16 protein-coding genes are annotated in these 19,208 nt (G+C 36.0%); 2 read left to right on the forward strand and 14 right to left on the reverse strand.

Features of this window, described 5'->3' with window-relative positions; genetic code table 11:
• Nucleotides 1-36: 36 nt before the first annotated feature.
• The gene (locus tag SPB_RS03915) at nt 37-990 is read right to left on the reverse strand and encodes a CdaR family protein (protein WP_003103199.1); all 954 of its coding nucleotides are present in this window, start codon (nt 988-990) and stop codon (nt 37-39) included.
• A gap of 2 nt (nt 991-992) precedes the next feature.
• A complete protein-coding gene (gene cdaA / locus SPB_RS03920) occupies nt 993-1,838 on the reverse strand; it encodes a diadenylate cyclase CdaA (RefSeq protein ID WP_003102717.1) in 846 nt (281 codons plus the stop codon).
• 101 nt (nt 1,839-1,939) lie between these two features.
• On the opposite strand from cdaA, the gene murT reads away from it, so the two are divergent.
• Nucleotides 1,940-3,283 carry a lipid II isoglutaminyl synthase subunit MurT gene (gene murT / locus SPB_RS03925; protein ID WP_003103687.1) on the forward strand — a complete coding sequence of 448 codons (1,344 nt, stop codon included), beginning with the start codon at nt 1,940-1,942 and terminating at the stop codon, nt 3,281-3,283.
• On the forward strand, nt 3,283-4,074 hold the full coding sequence (gene gatD, locus SPB_RS03930) for a lipid II isoglutaminyl synthase subunit GatD (protein WP_003105080.1): 792 nt from the start codon (nt 3,283-3,285) through the stop codon (nt 4,072-4,074). Before murT ends, gatD begins: the two co-directional genes overlap by 1 nt.
• A 30-nt stretch (nt 4,075-4,104) precedes the next feature.
• Here gatD and lplA read toward each other — a convergent pair whose 3' ends face one another.
• From lplA to trpX, 12 genes are all read right to left on the reverse strand, one after another.
• Nucleotides 4,105-5,094, reverse strand: a complete 990-nt coding sequence (gene lplA / locus SPB_RS03935) for a lipoate--protein ligase (RefSeq protein ID WP_003105823.1) — start codon at nt 5,092-5,094, stop codon at nt 4,105-4,107.
• Between the two features lie 197 nt (nt 5,095-5,291).
• Nucleotides 5,292-7,052: a dihydrolipoyl dehydrogenase gene (gene lpdA / locus SPB_RS03940; protein WP_003105048.1), complete on the reverse strand. Its 1,761-nt coding sequence runs from the start codon at nt 7,050-7,052 to the stop codon at nt 5,292-5,294.
• Nucleotides 7,053-7,161: 109 nt separating this feature from the next.
• Nucleotides 7,162-8,574 (reverse strand): dihydrolipoamide acetyltransferase, encoded by a 1,413-nt coding sequence (locus SPB_RS03945; protein WP_003105851.1) that lies wholly within the window; start codon nt 8,572-8,574, stop codon nt 7,162-7,164.
• A gap of 75 nt (nt 8,575-8,649) precedes the next feature.
• Entirely contained in the window at nt 8,650-9,648 is a 999-nt protein-coding gene (locus SPB_RS03950; RefSeq protein ID WP_003104558.1) for an alpha-ketoacid dehydrogenase subunit beta, read from the reverse strand.
• Between the two features lie 80 nt (nt 9,649-9,728).
• Nucleotides 9,729-10,697: a thiamine pyrophosphate-dependent dehydrogenase E1 component subunit alpha gene (locus SPB_RS03955; protein ID WP_003105156.1), complete on the reverse strand. Its 969-nt coding sequence runs from the start codon at nt 10,695-10,697 to the stop codon at nt 9,729-9,731.
• A 227-nt stretch (nt 10,698-10,924) separates the two neighbouring features.
• Nucleotides 10,925-12,835, reverse strand: coding sequence for an ABC-F family ATP-binding cassette domain-containing protein (locus tag SPB_RS03960; protein ID WP_003102737.1), 1,911 nt, complete (start codon nt 12,833-12,835; stop codon nt 10,925-10,927).
• 60 nt (nt 12,836-12,895) lie between these two features.
• Nucleotides 12,896-13,582: a matrixin family metalloprotease gene (locus SPB_RS03965; protein ID WP_003103490.1), complete on the reverse strand. Its 687-nt coding sequence runs from the start codon at nt 13,580-13,582 to the stop codon at nt 12,896-12,898.
• Between the two features lie 65 nt (nt 13,583-13,647).
• Complete coding sequence (locus SPB_RS03970) at nt 13,648-14,433, reverse strand: alpha/beta hydrolase (protein ID WP_003105142.1); 786 nt, start codon at nt 14,431-14,433, stop codon at nt 13,648-13,650.
• A gap of 112 nt (nt 14,434-14,545) precedes the next feature.
• The gene (locus SPB_RS03975; protein ID WP_003106093.1) at nt 14,546-16,210 is read right to left on the reverse strand and encodes a ribonuclease J; all 1,665 of its coding nucleotides are present in this window, start codon (nt 16,208-16,210) and stop codon (nt 14,546-14,548) included.
• Nucleotides 16,211-16,384: 174 nt separating this feature from the next.
• Complete coding sequence (locus SPB_RS03980) at nt 16,385-17,146, reverse strand: ABC transporter ATP-binding protein (protein ID WP_003103883.1); 762 nt, start codon at nt 17,144-17,146, stop codon at nt 16,385-16,387.
• Nucleotides 17,143-18,012, reverse strand: coding sequence for an ABC transporter permease (locus SPB_RS03985; RefSeq protein ID WP_003103962.1), 870 nt, complete (start codon nt 18,010-18,012; stop codon nt 17,143-17,145). The genes SPB_RS03980 and SPB_RS03985 overlap by 4 nt, the downstream gene beginning before the upstream one ends.
• A gap of 12 nt (nt 18,013-18,024) precedes the next feature.
• Nucleotides 18,025-19,023, reverse strand: a complete 999-nt coding sequence (trpX, locus tag SPB_RS03990) for a tryptophan ABC transporter substrate-binding protein (RefSeq protein WP_003104543.1) — start codon at nt 19,021-19,023, stop codon at nt 18,025-18,027.
• Between the last annotated feature and the right edge of the window lie 185 nt (nt 19,024-19,208).

Consider the following 19,208-nt stretch of genomic DNA (forward strand, 5'->3'; position numbering starts at 1 on the left):
ACGCTTTTTCCTCCAAATTCTTCTGTTTAAGTTTTTTTACTTCTTTTTGACTGTTAATTGAACATTCAATGATGACGGTTCAATTGTGACAGACTCTTCTGATAAAGTAACTGTTTTGCTTGTTGACTTTGTCACATCAGTAATATCAACTTTGGCAGTAACTTCATTTATAGTATCTAGAACCTCTCTAGGTCCAGAGATAACCACAGTTTGTCTAGACAAGCGTGGTTGTATTTCACTAACTCGATCACTCATTTGACCAGTCATTAGGACAGATACTGGAACTGTCTTACTAATTTTTTTAATTTTAACTTCTAAGTCTGTTTTAGCAGGATTAATAGAACTTGCTAAAATTGTGCCATCTGCAGAGACTGCTTGTAAGGTAACCGTATCATTATAATCCGAGGATAACTTAACATTGTCCGGTAATTTAGCAACCACATGATCAATTAAATCAATTTTAGATTCATCACTTGTAACTTCAACTCGTTTATCAGTTGAAGTAATGCTTGCAATCTCATACCCAGAAACAATTTGTTTTGGATCTACACCACCTGTAACTGGGAAAGATTTTGTTTTCTTTCGTCCAATTGTGACTGTTAAACGATCCGGAGTCACTTTTGCTGTTAAACCAATTGGTAAATTAGAGACTTTCAAAGGCACTGATACCTTACCTGGTTTTGAATTGGTTAAATCAGCGACAATTTTAAAATGTCGTGTATCACCGTTAACTTCTGAATCCAGTTTTACCCTATTCGTTGATGAAAGGTAGACTTGAGAACCGTATGAATAATCACTGATAAAGTATTTATCACTATTATATTTCATATCAATTGGCACATCAGTTATACTTTGTGTAAAAGTCTCAACTGGATTATTTTTTTGTGAAGAAGCATTGTTGGAATTACTTACAGCAGATAAGAACAAGAGAATAGCAAAAAATACAGAAACAAGTCCAAGCCAAAGGCGACTATTATAAAACTTTTTCACGTCTATTTGCCTCCCAATATATTTTTATACCAAGGTGAATCATTTTTTGCATCTGTAATGAGAAACGATTTGAGTGTAGACTCAAATTCATCCATTGACAAATCATGCAAAAATTGACTTTTATGCGTAATTGAAATTCCACCCGTTTCTTCAGAAACAACAATGGTTATAGCATCTGAAGCTTCAGATAAACCAATTGCTGCTCTATGACGTGTACCAAATTCTTTTGAAATGGACATAGATTCTGATAATGGTAAATAAGAACAAGCAGATTTAACCTTATTATCAGCAATGATAACAGCACCGTCATGTAATGGTGTGTTTGGAATAAAAATATTTATCAATAACTGATTGGAAATTTCCGCGTTCAAAGGTATCCCAGTACTAATGAATTCTTGTAGTGTTTGTGTTTCTTGTATTGCAATAAGTGCACCAATTCGCCTTGGGCTCATATAGGAAACTGATTTTACAATAGCATCTACAAGAAGTTCTTCACTGGTTTTCGTTTCTTTTTGGAGGAATACTTGTGTACTGCGACCAAATTTCTCTAAAACAGTTCGAATTTCTGGTGCAAATATGATAACGCCCGCTATTACCCCATAAGTAATAACTTGGTTCATCAAATAGGTAATTGTGGTAAAACCAACCCATTCTGCAATTATTTTAAGTAATACAAAGAAGACGACACCCTGAACCAATGACATAATCTTAGTTCCCGCTAATGCCTTTATGAAACGATAAATGACATAAGCAACAATTAGAATATCAAGAATATGTATAGTAAGTATCCAGGGATCACTAAAGAGGTTCATTATAAATTTTGAATCAATATTATTAAAATTACTCATTTTTCCCTCTTTCCTAGTAAAATTGGCATTGTAAATATTATATCATGTTTCTTTAAGATTTTCTGTATCTAAATTTATCAATTGTATGTTAAAATATAAACATGAAAATTAAGACGTTTATGGGCATTACTGCCGGAAAATCAGCTCAATTTGTTTTGAATAAACTTGGTCGTGGATCAACTTATCCTGGTAAATTGGCTTTACAAATGGACAAGGATATCTTAGACTCCCTTGCCAAAGATTATGAAATTGTAGTAATCACTGGAACCAATGGTAAAACTTTAACAACTGCACTAACTGTTGGAATCTTAAAAGAAGCTTTTGGACAAGTATTAACTAATCCAAGTGGTGCCAACATGATTACAGGAATTGTTTCAACTTTCTTAACTGCTAAGACTGGTAAATCCGGTAAGAAGATTGCTGTTTTAGAAATTGATGAAGCAAGTCTTCCTAAAATTACTAAATATATCACACCAAGTTTGTTCGTTTTTACTAATATCTTTCGTGATCAAATGGACCGCTATGGTGAAATTTATACAACTTATCAAATGATTATTAATGGTGCTAAAAATGCTCCAGAAGCTACAATCCTCAGCAACGGTGATAGTCCAATTTTTGCCTCTAAAGAGCTTGATAATCCGGTCAAATACTATGGTTTCAATACAGAAGACCATGAACCAAAATTAGCTCATTATAATACTGAAGGAATTCTTTGCCCTAATTGTGAGCATATTTTAAACTATCGTTTAAACACCTATGCTAATTTAGGACATTACATTTGTCCAAATTGTCAATTTGAGCGACCAGAGCTAGACTATCAATTAACAGAATTGACTAATATCAGTCATAATATGTCTGAATTTGTAATTGATAATCAATCCTATAAAATTAATGTCGGAGGCTTATACAACATTTATAATGCCCTAGCTGCCGTTTCAGTAGCTGAATTCTTCGGAGTAGCTCCAGAAAAAATTAAAGCTGGTTTTGAAAAGAGCCGTGCTGTTTTTGGTCGTCAAGAAACTTTTACTATTGGCAATAAAACATGTACTATTGTGCTGATTAAAAATCCAGTTGGAGCTAGTCAGGCTTTAGAAATGATTAACTTGGCAGACTTCCCATTCTCATTATCAGTCTTACTTAATGCCAATTATGCTGACGGTATTGATACTTCTTGGATTTGGGATGCTAACTTTGAATTGATTAACCAAATGGATATTACTGAAATCAATGCTGGTGGTGTCCGTCATTCTGAAATTGCCCGTCGTCTTCGTGTTACAGGTTATGACGAAACTAAAATTACTCAAGCTGAAAAATTAGAAGATATTATGGTAGCAATTGAAGCACAAGAAACGGATCACGCTTATATTTTAGCTACTTATACAGCTATGCTTCAATTCCGAGAGTTGCTTGCAAACCGTCATATCGTGAATAAGGAGATGAACTAATGACATACACTTCTTTACAATCTCCTGAAAGACAGGACTATAAATACCAAATTAGAATTGCTCATTTATATGGAAATCTAATGAACACTTATGGTGACAATGGCAATGTTTTAATGCTCAAATACGTTGCAGAAAAACTCGGTGCTCAAGTTACTGTCGATATTGTCTCAATTGATGATGACCTTGATCCAGACCATTACGATATTATCTTCTTTGGTGGGGGACAAGATTACGAACAAACCATTGTCGCTCGTGACTTACCTGGAAAAAAAGCCGCTATTGCCGATTATATAGAAAAAGAGAAAGTCATTTTAGCAATCTGCGGTGGTTTTCAGTTACTCGGACAGTATTACGTCCAAGCAAATGGCGAGAAAATTGATGGTATCGGGGTAATGGGACATTACACGTTAAGCCAAAATAAAAATCGCTACATCGGAGATATTAAAATTCATAATGAAGAATTTAATGAAACCTACTATGGCTTCGAAAACCATCAGGGTCGTACCTTCTTATCAGATGATGAGAACCCCTTAGGGAAAGTTGTCTACGGAAATGGCAACAATAAGGTAGATCAGACTGAAGGCGTTCATTACAAAAATGTCTTTGGTAGCTACTTCCACGGACCAATCCTATCTCGGAATGTTAATCTAACCTACCGGTTAGTGACGACTGCCTTGAAAAATAAATATGGTTCAGCAATAGAATTGACTGACTACACTACTGTCCTTGGAAATGAAGTTTCTGAAGAATATGCAGATGTTAAAAGTAAAGCTGAATTTGAACAAAAATAAAAGTTTCCCATTTTATGGGAAACTTTTTTGTTATGCAACGATTGCTTTTGCAATCTCTTCAACTGTGATACGTGAGAAGTACTGAGCAGTATCAATCGTTTTAAGTTTTTCAAGTACATCTTTGTACTCATATTTAGTTCCAATGAGAATTTTTTCAATGTCTTCAACGTCTTTAATACCGAAGAAATCGCCATAAATCTTGATATTTTTAATGACTGACTGTTGAACATTAGCAAAAGTATTAATTTTACCTGCTTGGTAGCGAACATTGCGTTCAATTGTATACTCAGGTGCTTTACCATAAGTCCAATCCCAAGTGCCAAATTGTGTATCCGCTGATTCTTGAATTTTAACTAATTCATCTTCAGAAAGGACGTATTCAGTCATATCTGGATATGTTTCTTTCATTTTTTCTAAGATTTTATCTGAAAATTCATTAACAGTTATTTTTTCAGGTAATTCATTAAGGATATTGGTTACGCGAGCACGAACTGATTTAATTCCTTTAGATTCAATTTTATCTTTACTTACTTTAAGGGCATCGCCAAGCACTGACATATCAACATCAAACAAGAGACAGCCATGGTGCATCATACGACCTTTGTAATAAGCTTGCGCGTTACCACAGAATTTCTTTCCATCGATTTCAAGGTCGTTGCGTCCAGTAAATTCTGCTTTAACACCTAAATCAGCTAAAGTTGCAATAACTGGTTGTGAGAAAGTTTTGAAATCGAAGGCACCCTCTTCAGATTTGTTAGAAATAATGGTATAGTTCAAATTGTTTAAGTCGTGATATACAGCACCACCACCAGATAAACGACGAACGACATGGATACCATGTTCATCAGTATACTCTTTGTTAATCTCTTGAATGGTATTTTGGTGCTTACCAATAATGATTGCAGGTTCGTTAATCCATAAGATAAAGATTTCATCTTCACTTGTAAGTTCACGAAAAGCGTAAGCCTCTAAAGCAATATTATAAGCAGGGTCATTACTTTTGTTAACGATATATTTCATTTCTACTCCTAATTGTTTTCTACGTCATTACTTAATATTTTAAGACAAACGCTATAATTAAACAAGTCAAAAGATTGATTTTTCAGTAGTTTCAAGCACTTTTGTGACTTTAATATTCTATCAATATTTTTATATGCAGCCCAGCCATTCAAAAAAGCTTAGGAAAAATCCTAAACTTTTTTATTAATCATTTATGCTTATTTTCTTTTTGGTGGGTTATGGATTGCTTCGCCTAATACATCAGCAAATGCCTCGTACATAACTTCTGAGAATGTTGGGTGACCATGGATTGAAAGTAATAATTCATCTACTGTCAATTCAGATTCCATAATTGTAGCAGCTTCGTTAATCATTTCAGCAGCTGCAGGTCCTACGATGTGAACACCAAGGATTTCATGGAATTTAGCATCAGCAATAACTTTTACGAAACCTTGAGCTTCGTTTGAAGCAATAGCACGACCATTACCAGTAAAGCTGTTACGTCCAACTAATACATCACCATATTTAGCACGTGCGTCTTCTTCAGTAAGACCAACCATTGCTACTTCTGGGTGAGTATAAACTGCTGCAGGAGTATATTCTAGGTTAACTTTACGAGTGTTTCCACGCATTGCATTTTCTGCTGCAACCTCACCCATCCGGAATGCAGCATGAGCAAGCATTTTAGTTCCGTTAACATCACCTGGTGCATAGATACCAGGGATTGAAGTTTCTTGGTATTCATTAACTTTTATACGGTTACGTTCCATATCAAGATTAAGATTTTCAAGACCATTCATTTGTGGAACACGTCCGATAGAAAGAAGAGCTTTTTCAGCAACAATTTCTTCACCATTGTTAAGTTTCAATGTTAATTGATTGTTTTCTTCAACGATTTCAGAAACACCAACTGAAGTTTTGATCTTCATACCTTTTTTAGCTAAGATTTTTTGTAATTCAAGTGATACATCTTTATCCATAGCTGGGATGATGCGGTCTGCCATTTCAACAACAGTTACATCAACACCGTAAGATGCCCATACTAAACCAAGTTCAATACCAACAACTCCACCACCCATAACTGCAAGTGATTTAGGCATTTCACGTAAGTCAAGGATATCATCAGAAGTTAAAACAAGTTTAGAATCAATTCCCGGGATATTGATACGCGAAACTTTAGAACCAGTTGCAAGGATGATAGAACGTCCTTTAATTGTTTCTGAACCAATTGTAACAGTTTTGTCAGGGTTAACTTGACCAAGACCATTAAATAAAGTTACTTTGTTTGATTTCAATAGACCTTTAACACCACCAGTTAACGTTTTAACTACTGAGTTTTTGAAATCAACTGTTTTATCCATATCAATTGTATAGTTAGTTGATGCTAAATTGATACCACGACCTGCAGCAATCTTAATACCATCAAGAATTTCAGCATTTTTAAGGTATGTTTTAGTTGGGATACATCCAACGTTTAAACAAGTTCCACCGAATTCTGATTTTTCAATGATTGCAACTTTTCCACCCAATTGAGCAGCACGTATTGCACCGTAATAACCAGCAGGTCCGCCACCAACAACAACGATATCGTATTCGTTATCAGCAAGTGGAGCTTTGTCAGCTTTGGCTGGAGCTGCATCATCTGCTTTAGCTTTAGGTACTTCTAAACCAGCTGATTCAAGGTTTTCTGTTGCTTTTGCATCAGATGATGCTGATGATGATACTTCATCTACAGATTCGCCCTCTGCTCCAATGTATCCGATAACTTCTGTTACAGGAACTGTTTCACCGTCTTTACGAACGATTTTTAAGAGGACACCAGCGTCTTCTGCTTCAATTTCCATGTTAGTTTTATCTGACATGATTTCAAGAAGGATATCACCTTCATTTACAGTATCGCCTTCTTGTTTTTTCCACTCGATGATTTCACCTTCTTGCATATCAACACCAAGTTTAGGCATAATAATTTCAAAAGCCATTATTTTCTCCTTTAAATACTTCATATATAGGTATGTACAATTAAGATTGACTCTTTTACACTGTCACTATACCACATTATTAATCAATTTGTTGTATCTTGACGACTTATCAGATTAATAGTCCAAATGGATTTTCCATTAAGTTTTTAAGATCAACCATGAATTTAGCACCGTTCATGCCATCAACAAGTCTATGGTCAATTGTTAAACACATTGCCATGATTGGACGAGGAACGATTTCACCATTAACTACAGTTGGTGTCGGAATAGTTGCTCCAACACCTAAAATTGCTGAGTTTGGTTGGTTAATGATAGGGTTAAATGTTTTAGTACCGAACATACCTAAATTTGTGATAGAGAATGTTGAACCTGACATTTCAGCAGCTTTTAATTTACCTTGCTGAGTTTTCTTAATGACATCTTTTGATGCAACAACGAAATCAGCAAGTGACATCTTATCTGCATTGTGAACTACTGGTACAATTAATCCATCATCAAGACCAACGGCAATACCAATATTTACAAATTTGTGTAATTCAATTTCTTGTGCGTCATTGATTAATGAAGCATTCATGTATTGATGTTCTGGTTTCATCAATGTTTTAACAACAGCCATACCAATTAAGTCAGTAAAACTTACTTTCAAACCAGTTTTTTCCATGATTGGGTCAATTAATTTTTTACGAAGAGACATCATCTCAGTCATATCAATATCATAGTTCAATGTGAATGACGGAGCTGTTAGGTAAGAGTTAGTCATACCTTTAGAGATTGCTTTACGCATTGCAGACATCTTGATAACTTCAACACCTTCAGGAAGTTCAGCTTTCGCATTTTCTCCTTTTGCCGGTTTAGCAACAACTTCTTCAGCTGGTTTTGATGCTTTGATTGTAGCTAAGATATCTTCTTTCATCACTTTACCATTAAACCCAGTACCAGTGATATCAGCTAAGTTGAGACCAGCATCCTCTGCCATTTTACAAGCAAGTGGTGAGGCTTTAGGTTGAGCGTTTTTGAAGTTTTCAACATCTTCTTGATGAACACGACCTTTAGGTCCTGAACCAGGAACTTGACCAAGTGAGACACCCATTTCAGAAGCTGTTTTACGGGCAGCAGGTGTCGCACGAACTTTTTCGCCATTTCCTTGAGGGAGAGCAGTTTCTACAGTTATTTCAGGTCTTTCAACATCTTCTTTAGGTGCTACCGTTGGGGCAGCATCTGCCGAATTTGGAACAGGGATTTCAGTTGTTTTTTCACTTGAAGCAATATTCTCAACTGATTCACCTTCAGCACCAATATAACCAATAACTTCAGTTACAGGAACAACATCTCCTGCAGGACGAACAATTTTCAACAAGATACCAGCATCTTCAGCCTCAATCTCCATATTAGTCTTGTCAGACATAATTTCTAGAAGAATATCACCTTCATTGACACTATCGCCTTCTTGTTTTTTCCACTCGATGATTTCGCCTTCTTGCATATCAACACCGAGTTTAGGCATAATAATTTCAGCAGCCATAGTTTTCCTTTCATTGTCTCTATGAACTAGTAAACACTGAAGGAAGCCTCCTAGAGAGACTTCTTCATGTCTTTATTAGTTACCTTTTTTTGCCATTTTTACAATAGCAGCTTTGATTTTTTCAACATCTGGTAAGATAGCCTGTTCAAGAATACGTGCATAAGGAACTGGCACATCTTCACTAGCTAGACGTACTACTGGATGATCAAGATAGTCAAATGCTTCACTTTCAGTAATCATAGTTGCAATTTCACCGATGTAACCACCAGTTTTGTATGCGTCATTGACAAGCATTACACGACCAGTTTTCTTAACAGATTCAATAATCAATTCTTTATCAAGAGGTACAAGTGTACGGGGGTCAAGAACTTCAACGTTGATTCCTTCTTCAGCAACTTCTTCAGCAGCCTGAAGAACACGTTCTAACATACGACCATAGGATATGATTGTTAAATCAGTACCTTCACGTTTGATTTCACCTTTTCCTAATGGAATATAGAATTCAGGATCTTGATTAACTTCTTCTTTTTTACCATACAAAGATTTTGGTTCCATGAAGATAACAATGTTATTATCTTGGATTGCTGATTTCAAAAGACCTTTAGCATCATTTGCATTTCCTGGTGCAACAACTTTGATACCTGGAATATGTGTCATCCAAGCTTCTAAAGATTGTGAGTGTTGAGCAGCAGATCCGATACCAGATCCAGAAGCAACACGGAAAGTTACAGGTGTTTTAAGTCCGCCACCAAACATGTAGTTATTTTTCGCACCATTGTTAACAATAGCGTCCATCATGATTGTAAGGAAGTCCATGAACGTTACGTCAACAATTGGACGTAAACCTGTAATTGCAGCACCAATAGCAGCACCAGAAATGGCAGCTTCTGAAATTGGTGTGTCTTTAACACGTTTAGCACCAAATTCTTCAATCATACCAACTGATGTACCAAAGTCACCACCATATACACCAACATCTTCACCCATAAGGAAGATGTTTTCATCTTTGCGCATTTCTTCTGACATGGCAAGATTTACGGCTTCACGCAAAGCCATTAATTTTGTTTCACTCATTTATTTTTTTCTCCTAGTTTTTACAAAATAGAAATAATCCGTTTAATTCGTTAAATAATAAGAATTGATTGTATAACTTATTAGTCAACCCAAACATCTTCAAATGCAACTGAAAGTTCAGGATCTGGACTGTTTTGAGCAAATTCGTAAGCATCATCAATTTCTTTTTTAACTTGTTCTTGGATAGCATCCAATTCTTCGTCAGTTACAATACCTTCTTTTGTAAGATAAGTTCTGTACTTAATCATTGGATCTTTTTCTTTCCATGATGCAACTTCTTCTTTAGTACGGTATTTACCAGCATCAGCTGTTGAATGACCAAACCAACGGTAAGATTCAACTTCGACAATAGCAGGTCCGTTTCCACCACGTACATGTTCTACTGCTTTTTCCATTGTTTCGTATACTGCTAAAACATCATTTCCGTCTTCACAGTAGAATCCTGGAATTCCGTATGCTTCTGCACGAGTATATAAATGAGGTGTGTTTGTTGCATTATTGATATTCATTGAAATACCATAACGGTTATTGATGATAAAGAAGATTACTGGTAATTTCCAAGTAGCAGCCATATTAACTGATTCGTGGAATGAACCTTCATTTGTAGCACCATCACCAGAGAAAGCAACAGCAATGTTGTTTGTACCTTTGTATTGTTGAGTTAATGCGGCACCCACTGCAAGAGCGTAACCACCACCAACGATACCATTTGTACCATAGTTACCTTTTTCAATATCAGCTAAGTGCATTGAACCACCGCGTCCTTTTGAGACACCAGTTGCTTTACCAGCTAGCTCAGCCATCATTTTATTAAGATCCATATCTTTTGCAATTGATTGACCGTGTCCACGGTGATTTGAGAAGATAATGTCATCATAAGTTAAATGAGCAACAGCACCGACGTTAGCTGCTTCTTCACCAACTGAGAAATGGGTCATCCCTTGTACAAATCCACGACGAACAAGTTTGTTGATACGTGAGTCAAATTCACGAATACGTTCCATTTTTAAGAACATATCCAAATGTTTTTCTTTCGAAACTGTTACCATTTTGGCCTCCAAAATATTAATTTACTTTTTAATCATAACTTTTTTCATCACAATTTGCAAGAAATTAAATCGCTTTCTAGCCTTTTATTATGCGATTTTTAAAGATTGATAGTTTGAATTTTCACAAACTATTTTGTTATAATATAGTCAATCTGTTATATAGTACAGTTAAAAAGAGTTGCTATTGCAACTCTTTTCTTAATTTCTTATTTTTTTCATCTAGTATCTCAAATTTCTAATTGCTGTCCAATCTCTTCCCACTCAGTCAAAAGTGCATCCTGCTGTTCATTTAACTGGTCAATTTCCTTTTGCATATCAATCAACAATCCAGCATCATTCGTCGACAACATTTGTTCTGAAAGCTCAGCTAAAGAAGACTCAATCGATTCTAACAGGTTCTCGACTTCAGATAAGCGTCTTTGTAATTTGCGGACTTCTTTTTGGTTTTCCTTCTGTAATTGATAATCATTCACTGTCTGGTTTTCTTGACTCTCTTTAGTCAATGGCTGCGCCTCTAAACGGGCCAATTCTTCCAGCTCAGCCTTTTTCTCCACGTAGTAATCATAATCCCCAAGATAAAGTTGTGAACCCTCCTCAGTAATTTCTAAGACTTTTGTAGCTACGCGGTTGATAAAGTATCGGTCATGACTTACAAAGACTAGGGTGCCGTCATAATCAATGAGGGCATTCTCTAGGACCTCTTTACTATCAATATCCAAATGGTTAGTTGGTTCATCTAATAGTAAGAAATTGTTATTTTCCATGGATAATTTAGCTAAGAGCAGACGCGCTTTCTCACCACCTGATAACATACTAACTGTCTTTTTAACATCTTCCCCACTAAAAAGGAATGCTCCTAGTCGGTTTCGGATTTCAACCTCTGGAGTTCTTGGAAAATCACTCCATAGCTCATCAATAACAGAATTATTTGCAGTTAAGCGAGATTGTGTTTGGTCATAGTAACCAATCTCTAAGTTGGCACCTAATTTGAGTTGACCTTTGATAAAAGGTAATTGTCCTATCAACGACTTAATTAATGTTGATTTACCAATTCCATTTGGCCCTACAATGGCAATGGCATCCAGTTTATTAACCTCAAACGAAATGGGCTCAGACAATATATGATTATCATAGCCAATTGCTGCATCTTCAAGATTTAGCACTTTATTACCTGAGGGTTTGTCGCTATGGAAGGTCATATGGGCTGATTTTTTTGAAGCCGTTGGCTTATCTAAGCGGTCAATCTTTTCCAGTTGCTTGCGTCTGGCTTGCGCACGTTTTGTTGTTGATGCTCGTACAATGTTTTTCTGAACAAATTCTTCTAATTTAGCAATTTCTTTTTGCTGTTTGTCAAAGTTCTTTTTCTCGGTTGCAAGCTTCTCTGCTTTCAAATCCACGAAATGTGAATAGTTACCGACATATCGATCAAGTGAAAACTTATTTAAATCTAGTGTCACGGTCGCAACTTTATCCAAGAAATAACGGTCATGACTGACAATAATCAGAGCACCTTGATAATTAGTTAAATAATTTTCTAACCAAGCAATAGTCTCAATGTCTAAATGGTTTGTAGGTTCATCAAGTACCAATAAGTCAGGTCCTTCTAAAAGCATTTTGGCCAAGGCCAGACGTGTATTTTGACCACCTGACAAAGCTGAAATTGGCATATCCCACATCGTTTCATCGAATTTAAAACCATTTAAAATTGCCCTAATTTCAGACTCGTAAGTAAAGCCTTTGTTTTGGCGGAAACTTTCTGACAGCTTATCATAGTCATGCATTATTTGATCTAATTGCTCAGCAGACGAATTGGCCATGTCTGATTCCATCTGTCTGAGTCGCGCTTCATCATCTCTTAGTGCTGAGAATACTTTTAACATCTCTTGATAAATTGTCTTATCGGACTCAAAACGACTATCCTGAGCAAGATAGGATAGACTGATATCCTTCTTCTTGATAATGTCTCCACTAGTTGGGGCTTCTTCACCTACTAGAATTTTCAAAAGTGTTGATTTACCCGCACCATTTGGCCCAACTAAGGCAATCCGATCACGTTCATCAACTTGTATATTTATCCCTTTAAAAAGAACATCTCCTGAAAATGAGCGTTCAATTTTATTTCCTTGTAAAATTATCATAAATCTATTTTAACAAAAAAATACCCCAATGGGGCATTTAGTAGTTTAAAACTTGTCTTTCTAGTTTCCTTGATATAGCTCAGATACCTGATTGATGTCAGTCTGTTCAATGCCAAAAAATGAACCTGAGGATTGCATTACCGAATTTTCAGTATCCTTATGATTCAGACCAATCGCATGACCTAATTCATGCTCAGCTGTATGAACAATTCGATCAGCTTGGTATCCATAGGACTGATCCATTAAAAAATAAGAATTTAAATATACCTTAGCTGAAGATAACTGGTGATTTAATGTTTGGCTTTCAACTTTTGCTAATCCAGCAGCAATGATTTTAGAGTCATTCATTTGATCCGCAATAATATTTGCCTTCTTTTGATTCATAGTTAAGGTAAAAGTAAAGGCTCCAGTATTATTCCAGTTATTTATGGCTGCATGATAGGCATTAATAAAGACTGGATTAGTGGCATTAATATAAACACTTGCTTTATTAGACGACCATTTGCTATTTTCTGTATCTTTAATATGGTCATTATCCTGGTGTTGACTTGCCGAACTAGATTTCTGACTATTACTAATAGTATTAAATATGGTAACAATTTGATTGGTTACATTAGCAATTTGGTTAGCTAATGGTGAATCACTGTGATTGGAATAGTAAATCAATCCAAAAAAGATAATAGCTAACAATAAAATCGTTTGAACAAAGCCCCAAATTATCCGAAAAAGCCATTCAATCAGCTTCATTGGCAGCCACAAAATTATTTTTAAAAATTTTTTCATACTCTAAACTAACTTCAAATCTATTCGACCTAAGATAACCTTTCCTCTTTTATGTAGTTTATTGGTAACCATTCTAATAATACTTCTAATTGCTGATTCCAATAATACCATTCATGTTTACCATGGTCTTTTTGATAATCAATTTCGAGACCTAAATTGTTTAATTCTTGGACAGCTTTTTCATTTGCTTTAAACAAAAAGTCCTCATAACCACACCAAGCATAAAATTTAGTCTTAAAATCAAAGTCTTTAACCATACTTCTTAAGTAATATTCATCAAAATGAGAAGCATTAGGATTGCCAAAAATGCCCTGCCAATAACGCATACTTATCTCATCCAACTCTTCTTCACCAGCTTCGGGAATAGTTAAGGCGCCAGAAAAAGAAGCACAATATGAGAATTTTTTACTAGTTAAAGCTAACTTATAAGCCCCGTAACCACCCATTGAAAGTCCAGCAATAAATGTTTTTTCACGCTTTTTAGTCATATTAGGAAAAAAATTTGCAAGAACCTTTGGTAATTCTTCAGCAATCATCTGATAATAGGGCAAACCAGAGGCAGTATCTGTAAACCAACCAAGGTCAGTTGAAGGCATCACAACAATCACATTAGTGTGACGGACCAGACGTTCGATATTCGTTCTTTTTTGCCACGAATTTTCATTTCCACCCATCCCATGGAGCAGATAGAGGACAGGAATATCCTGATCCCCACGATCCTCAGCCTTTAATTCAGATTGATCAGGATAAATGACATTGACTTGTCGTTCCATCCCCATTACTTCAGATTTATACTCAATTGCAATTGATGCCATAAAAACTCCTTTTGTGATTCAAATAGAGAAAGAGGATAAGCTGATTAACTCAACTTTCCTCTCTTTTCATTTTAAAATTGCTAGCGCCCAATAGGTAAATCGATTGACAATTTTATGATCTCACTTCCATGACTACTGGAAGAATAGCAGGGCGACGTTTTGTTTGTTCAAATAAGAATTTAGACAATTCATCTCTGACAGAACTTTTTAGTTCTCCCCAATCAAAGTTGTCTTGTAATAAATAGTTACCAACAGTTGTATTTACCAAATCAGCACTTTCACGTAAAATATCACGACTCTTCTTAACATAAACGAATCCTCGTGTATTGACTTTTGCTTTGGAAATAATTGTTTTTTCTTTTTTGCTAACAGTAATGACAACGATAAAAATTCCATCTTCTGACAATACTTTTCGATCTCTAAGAACAATATTCCCGACATCACCAATTGCATTACCATCAATCATCACATCACTGGCTGGAACACCACCTTCATGAAGGAAGCCATCAGGATTCAAGACCATAATATCGCCTCGTTTCATGATATAAATATCTTCAGGAAAGACACCAACCTCTTCAGCGACGACTGCATGTGCAGCTAAATCACGATATTCACCTTGAACAGGGAAAAGATATTTTGGTTTCATTAAATTGATTAGAAGTTGTAAATCACGACCATTTGCATGTCCAGAAACGCGTAGATTTTGTGTAATTAGTTTCACACTGCCCCCTGCTTTATAAACAAGGTTTTCAACACGCGCCAACATTGCTTCTTTGGAAACATTTGGAGTTGTGACGATATAGACCAAATCACCTTCTTTGATTTGCACATAACGGTGACGACCAACTGCCATTTTTTGTAAACTGTTAATCGGCTCGCCCATACGACCAGCTTCTAAGATGACCAATTCATTATCGTCGTATTTATTCATATCTTTTGGTTTAATCAAGAGTCGTTCATCGACAATCATCAATTTTTTCAAACGAATAGCTGTACGAACAATGTTCTCAACATCTGTACCAGTCAAGACAACGCGACGACTATGCGCAACTGCTGCATCTAAAACTTGTTGAATACGAACTAAGTTTGAGGCCACTGCTGCCACGATAACGCGACCATCAGCATCCCCAATGACATTATTCATTTCTTCGCCAACTTCTGACTCACTGGCAATTTGCACATTGCTTGTTGCATTTGCAGAGTCAGCTAATAATGCCAAGACACCTTCTTTACCAATTTCAGCTAATCTGCCTAAATCAGTTTCGTAAGACTTGCGAGCTGCAGGATCAAATTTAAAGTCCCCAGTATAAACAATATTACCTTGATCTGTGCCAATGACAATTCCTAAACTTTCTGGAATCGAATGTGTTGTTTTAAAGAAAGAAACGAGACCATCTTTAAATTCAATTTCAGTTTCGCTGTCTACAACATGGAAATTATTAAATTTCTTAGTGTTATTGTTTCCTTTAACAAATAATTTAGCTAATTCAATTGTTAATTCTGAACCAAATACAGGTACTGAGACATCTGATAATAAATAAGGCAAAGCACCTATTGCATCAGCATGGCCGTGCGTTAAAAATACACCCTGAACCTTATCTTTATTTTCAATCACATAATCTAAATTAGGAATAACCAAATCCACACCTAATTGTTCGTTTTCTGGATACTTAATACCAGCATCTAAAATAAACATTGACTCATTAACTTCGACCAAATAGAAGTTCTTACCATATTCACGAACTCCACCTAAGGCGATTACTTTAATATCACTCATGATACTCCTCTTTTTATTTTTATTACATACGGTCCTTAACTTGTAAGTCGATTTACTGCTTTGTAGCAAAGCTACACTCCCTTACAGTATATCACAAAAATGCTAAAGATTCATGAAAATCAATTCATACTTTCAGATAAAAAAGCCAAGTTTTATTTGAACTTAGCTTTATTTTTATTCAAAAAGCTGATAATAATCAGAGATGGTCATCTGTGCCTTTAATGATTGGTCTAAATCTTGAATGATTTTACCATCTTTCATAACAATCAAACGATTTCCAAAGGTTAATGCATCTTCCATATGATGTGTGATCATTAGGGCTGTTAGTTGAGCTTGATTAACAAACTGATTGGTTAGATTCATTAAGGATTTACTTGTCTTGGGATCCAAGGCTGCAGTATGTTCGTCAAGCAATAGCAAATCCGGACGCTTTATGGTTGCCATCAATAGACTTAGAGCTTGTCTTTGGCCGCCAGATAAGAGGCCTGTAGGCGTCTCTAAATGCTTTTCAAGGCCATTACCAGTTTTAGCTAATAAGCCTAGATAATCTTGACTGCGATGAGCTAAGGTCCGTTTAGTCAATTGTCTTTTTTGACCTCTTTTTTCAGCAATCAAGAGATTCTCTGCGACAGTCATCCTTGGTGCAGTTCCCATTTTTGGATCCTGAAAAACACGTGCCAGGTAAACAGCTCTTTTTTCTGCTCCCATGTGTGTAACATCCTGTCCCAATATTCTAATTTGTCCCTTACTTAAGAAAAGAGTACCAGCAATAACATTAAACAAGGTTGACTTCCCTGCACCATTTCCACCAAGAATAGTAATAAAATCACCTTGACGAATGGTTAAATTAACATTATCCAGAATGGTTTTCGTCTCATCAAAACCATTATTAATGGTAAGGCTGGCATCAATTAATTCAATTATCTTATCCGTCATCTACTCAACCTCACATTTCTAAACAATTTTTGACGAAGAACAGGAACCATTAAGCAAATGGCTAAAACGATAGCACTAAATAATTTTAAATAATTAGTATTAAATCCTAAAATAATTACTGCGGATATTAGAAATTGATATAAAATCGAACCAACTACAATAGCAATTAGACGTTCAAGTAAAGTTAGTCCAGTTGAATAGAGAACCTCACCAACAATGATACTTGCTAATCCAATAACTATCACGCCTATTCCCTTTGAAACATCGGCATAGCCATCTTGTTGACTAACTAAGGCACCAGATAGACCAATTAGCCCATTCGAAACAACTAAGCCCATTACTTCCATCCGATCAGTATTAATCCCAAAGCTCTTTGCCATATCTCGATTATCACCAGTAGCTATATAGGCTTGTCCCAAATCAGTATATAGAAAATAAATTAAAACTGAAATAACTAAAACCACTGCCAGTAATCCCATTAATAAGATATTGATATCTGGTCGAAAAGGGAAATAATCTTGCAATCTTTTCAAATTATGCAGACCAAGATTAGCCCGTTTCATAACCATTAACATAATTGAATTACAAGAGGTCATAACCAAGATTCCGGCTAGAATAGTTGGGATTTTACCTTTTGTATATAAAAGTCCAGTTACCAATCCTGCTAATGCACCGGCAAACATCCCTAAAAAAGCTGCCAAGAATGGATTGTGTCCCTGATTCATCATGGTTACAGCGACTGCTCCTCCCAAAGGAAAAGAGCCCTCTGTTGTCATGTCAGGAAAATTTAGAATCCGAAAAGTCAGATAAATCCCTAAACCAAGGATACCCCATAAAAGGCCCTGTGAAACTGATGAAATAATCATATCTTATCCTTTCTATTCTTTAACCAGAATGTCTGATGTTTTCTTTAACTGGTCAGGCACGGTTATGCCCAGACTTTTTGCGGCTTGTAAATTTAGAACTGGTTTTCCAGTGTCGACAATCTTAACTGGTACTTGCGACACTTTCTTACCTGAAATCAGTGCCTTAACTTGTTTTGCAGTTTCTACACCTAATTGATATTGGCTTTGGGAAATTGAAGCAAGGCTACCATCCTTAACCATTGTATCCACACTAGAGTAGACTGGTAGGCCAGCATTGTTAGCTGTCGATATAACTGTAGCGAAGGCTGATGCAATTGTATTATCCTGAGGAATAAACAAGGCATCGACTTTTCCTGATATAGCAGACATGGTTGATGAGACTTCATTCGTTGAAGGGACTGAGTAGGTCTTAATTGTATAGCCTTTAGATTCTGCTGAGGCTTGGAACTCTTTGACTTGAGAAATCGAATTATCTTCGTTGCTAGCATAAAGGATACCGATAGTCTTCACACTTGGTGTTAATTCTCTGATTAAGTCGACTGTTTGCTTAACGGGTACCTTATTAGACAAACCTGTTACATTCCCCTCAGGCCGTTTGAGATTTGTAACTAATTTGGCGCCAACCGGATCAGAGATGGCAGACATAACAACCGGAACATCCTTAGTGGCTGCAGCTAAACCCTGGGCTGCAGGCGTAGCAATTCCGACCAAAATATCACTGCCACCATCAGCCAATTGATGACTCATGGTCTGAATCTTACTTTGATCACCCTGAGCATTCATCAATTTAATCTCGATTTTCACTTTTGAACCATCTGATTTCCCTAATTCATCCTCAATCCCTTTTTCAATTTGATCCAATGCTTCATGTGTGATTAATTGAAGAATCCCAACGCGTACAACCTTTTTATCCAAGAATAGATTTGGTCCTTTCGGTTTTTCAAATAGCAAAGCACTACAAACTAGGAGTGTGATTAACAATAATGTTGCAATTAAACTTTTATTTTTCATAAATGTCCTTTCAATAATAAATAAAAAAAGCGCAAAGTATAATCTACTAAGCGCTTTTTTGATAGTCAAGACTCGCGCACAGATAGTATTTTAGAGTACCTCTAAAAGCCGTATCTATGCCAATCCATAAACACAACTTTACCTATGCCAGCTTTGCCAATTTAAGTTTATCATTGTGTTTGTCA

Source organism: Streptococcus parauberis NCFD 2020 (genome assembly GCF_000187935.1).
Lineage (GTDB): Bacteria > Bacillota > Bacilli > Lactobacillales > Streptococcaceae > Streptococcus > Streptococcus parauberis.

Coding starts and splice junctions, on each gene's coding strand:
- cdaA (WP_003102717.1), bottom strand. CDS start 1,838: ATGAGTAATTTTAATAATATTGATTCAAAATTTATAATGAACCTCTTT.
- murT (WP_003103687.1), top strand. CDS start 1,940: ATGAAAATTAAGACGTTTATGGGCATTACTGCCGGAAAATCAGCTCAA.
- gatD (WP_003105080.1), top strand. CDS start 3,283: ATGACATACACTTCTTTACAATCTCCTGAAAGACAGGACTATAAATAC.
- lplA (WP_003105823.1), bottom strand. CDS start 5,094: ATGAAATATATCGTTAACAAAAGTAATGACCCTGCTTATAATATTGCT.
- lpdA (WP_003105048.1), bottom strand. CDS start 7,052: ATGGCTTTTGAAATTATTATGCCTAAACTTGGTGTTGATATGCAAGAA.
- SPB_RS03945 (WP_003105851.1), bottom strand. CDS start 8,574: ATGGCTGCTGAAATTATTATGCCTAAACTCGGTGTTGATATGCAAGAA.
- SPB_RS03950 (WP_003104558.1), bottom strand. CDS start 9,648: ATGAGTGAAACAAAATTAATGGCTTTGCGTGAAGCCGTAAATCTTGCC.
- SPB_RS03955 (WP_003105156.1), bottom strand. CDS start 10,697: ATGGTAACAGTTTCGAAAGAAAAACATTTGGATATGTTCTTAAAAATG.
- SPB_RS03960 (WP_003102737.1), bottom strand. CDS start 12,835: ATGATAATTTTACAAGGAAATAAAATTGAACGCTCATTTTCAGGAGAT.
- SPB_RS03965 (WP_003103490.1), bottom strand. CDS start 13,582: ATGAAGCTGATTGAATGGCTTTTTCGGATAATTTGGGGCTTTGTTCAA.
- SPB_RS03970 (WP_003105142.1), bottom strand. CDS start 14,433: ATGGCATCAATTGCAATTGAGTATAAATCTGAAGTAATGGGGATGGAA.
- SPB_RS03975 (WP_003106093.1), bottom strand. CDS start 16,210: ATGAGTGATATTAAAGTAATCGCCTTAGGTGGAGTTCGTGAATATGGT.
- SPB_RS03980 (WP_003103883.1), bottom strand. CDS start 17,146: ATGACGGATAAGATAATTGAATTAATTGATGCCAGCCTTACCATTAAT.
- SPB_RS03985 (WP_003103962.1), bottom strand. CDS start 18,012: ATGATTATTTCATCAGTTTCACAGGGCCTTTTATGGGGTATCCTTGGT.
- trpX (WP_003104543.1), bottom strand. CDS start 19,023: ATGAAAAATAAAAGTTTAATTGCAACATTATTGTTAATCACACTCCTA.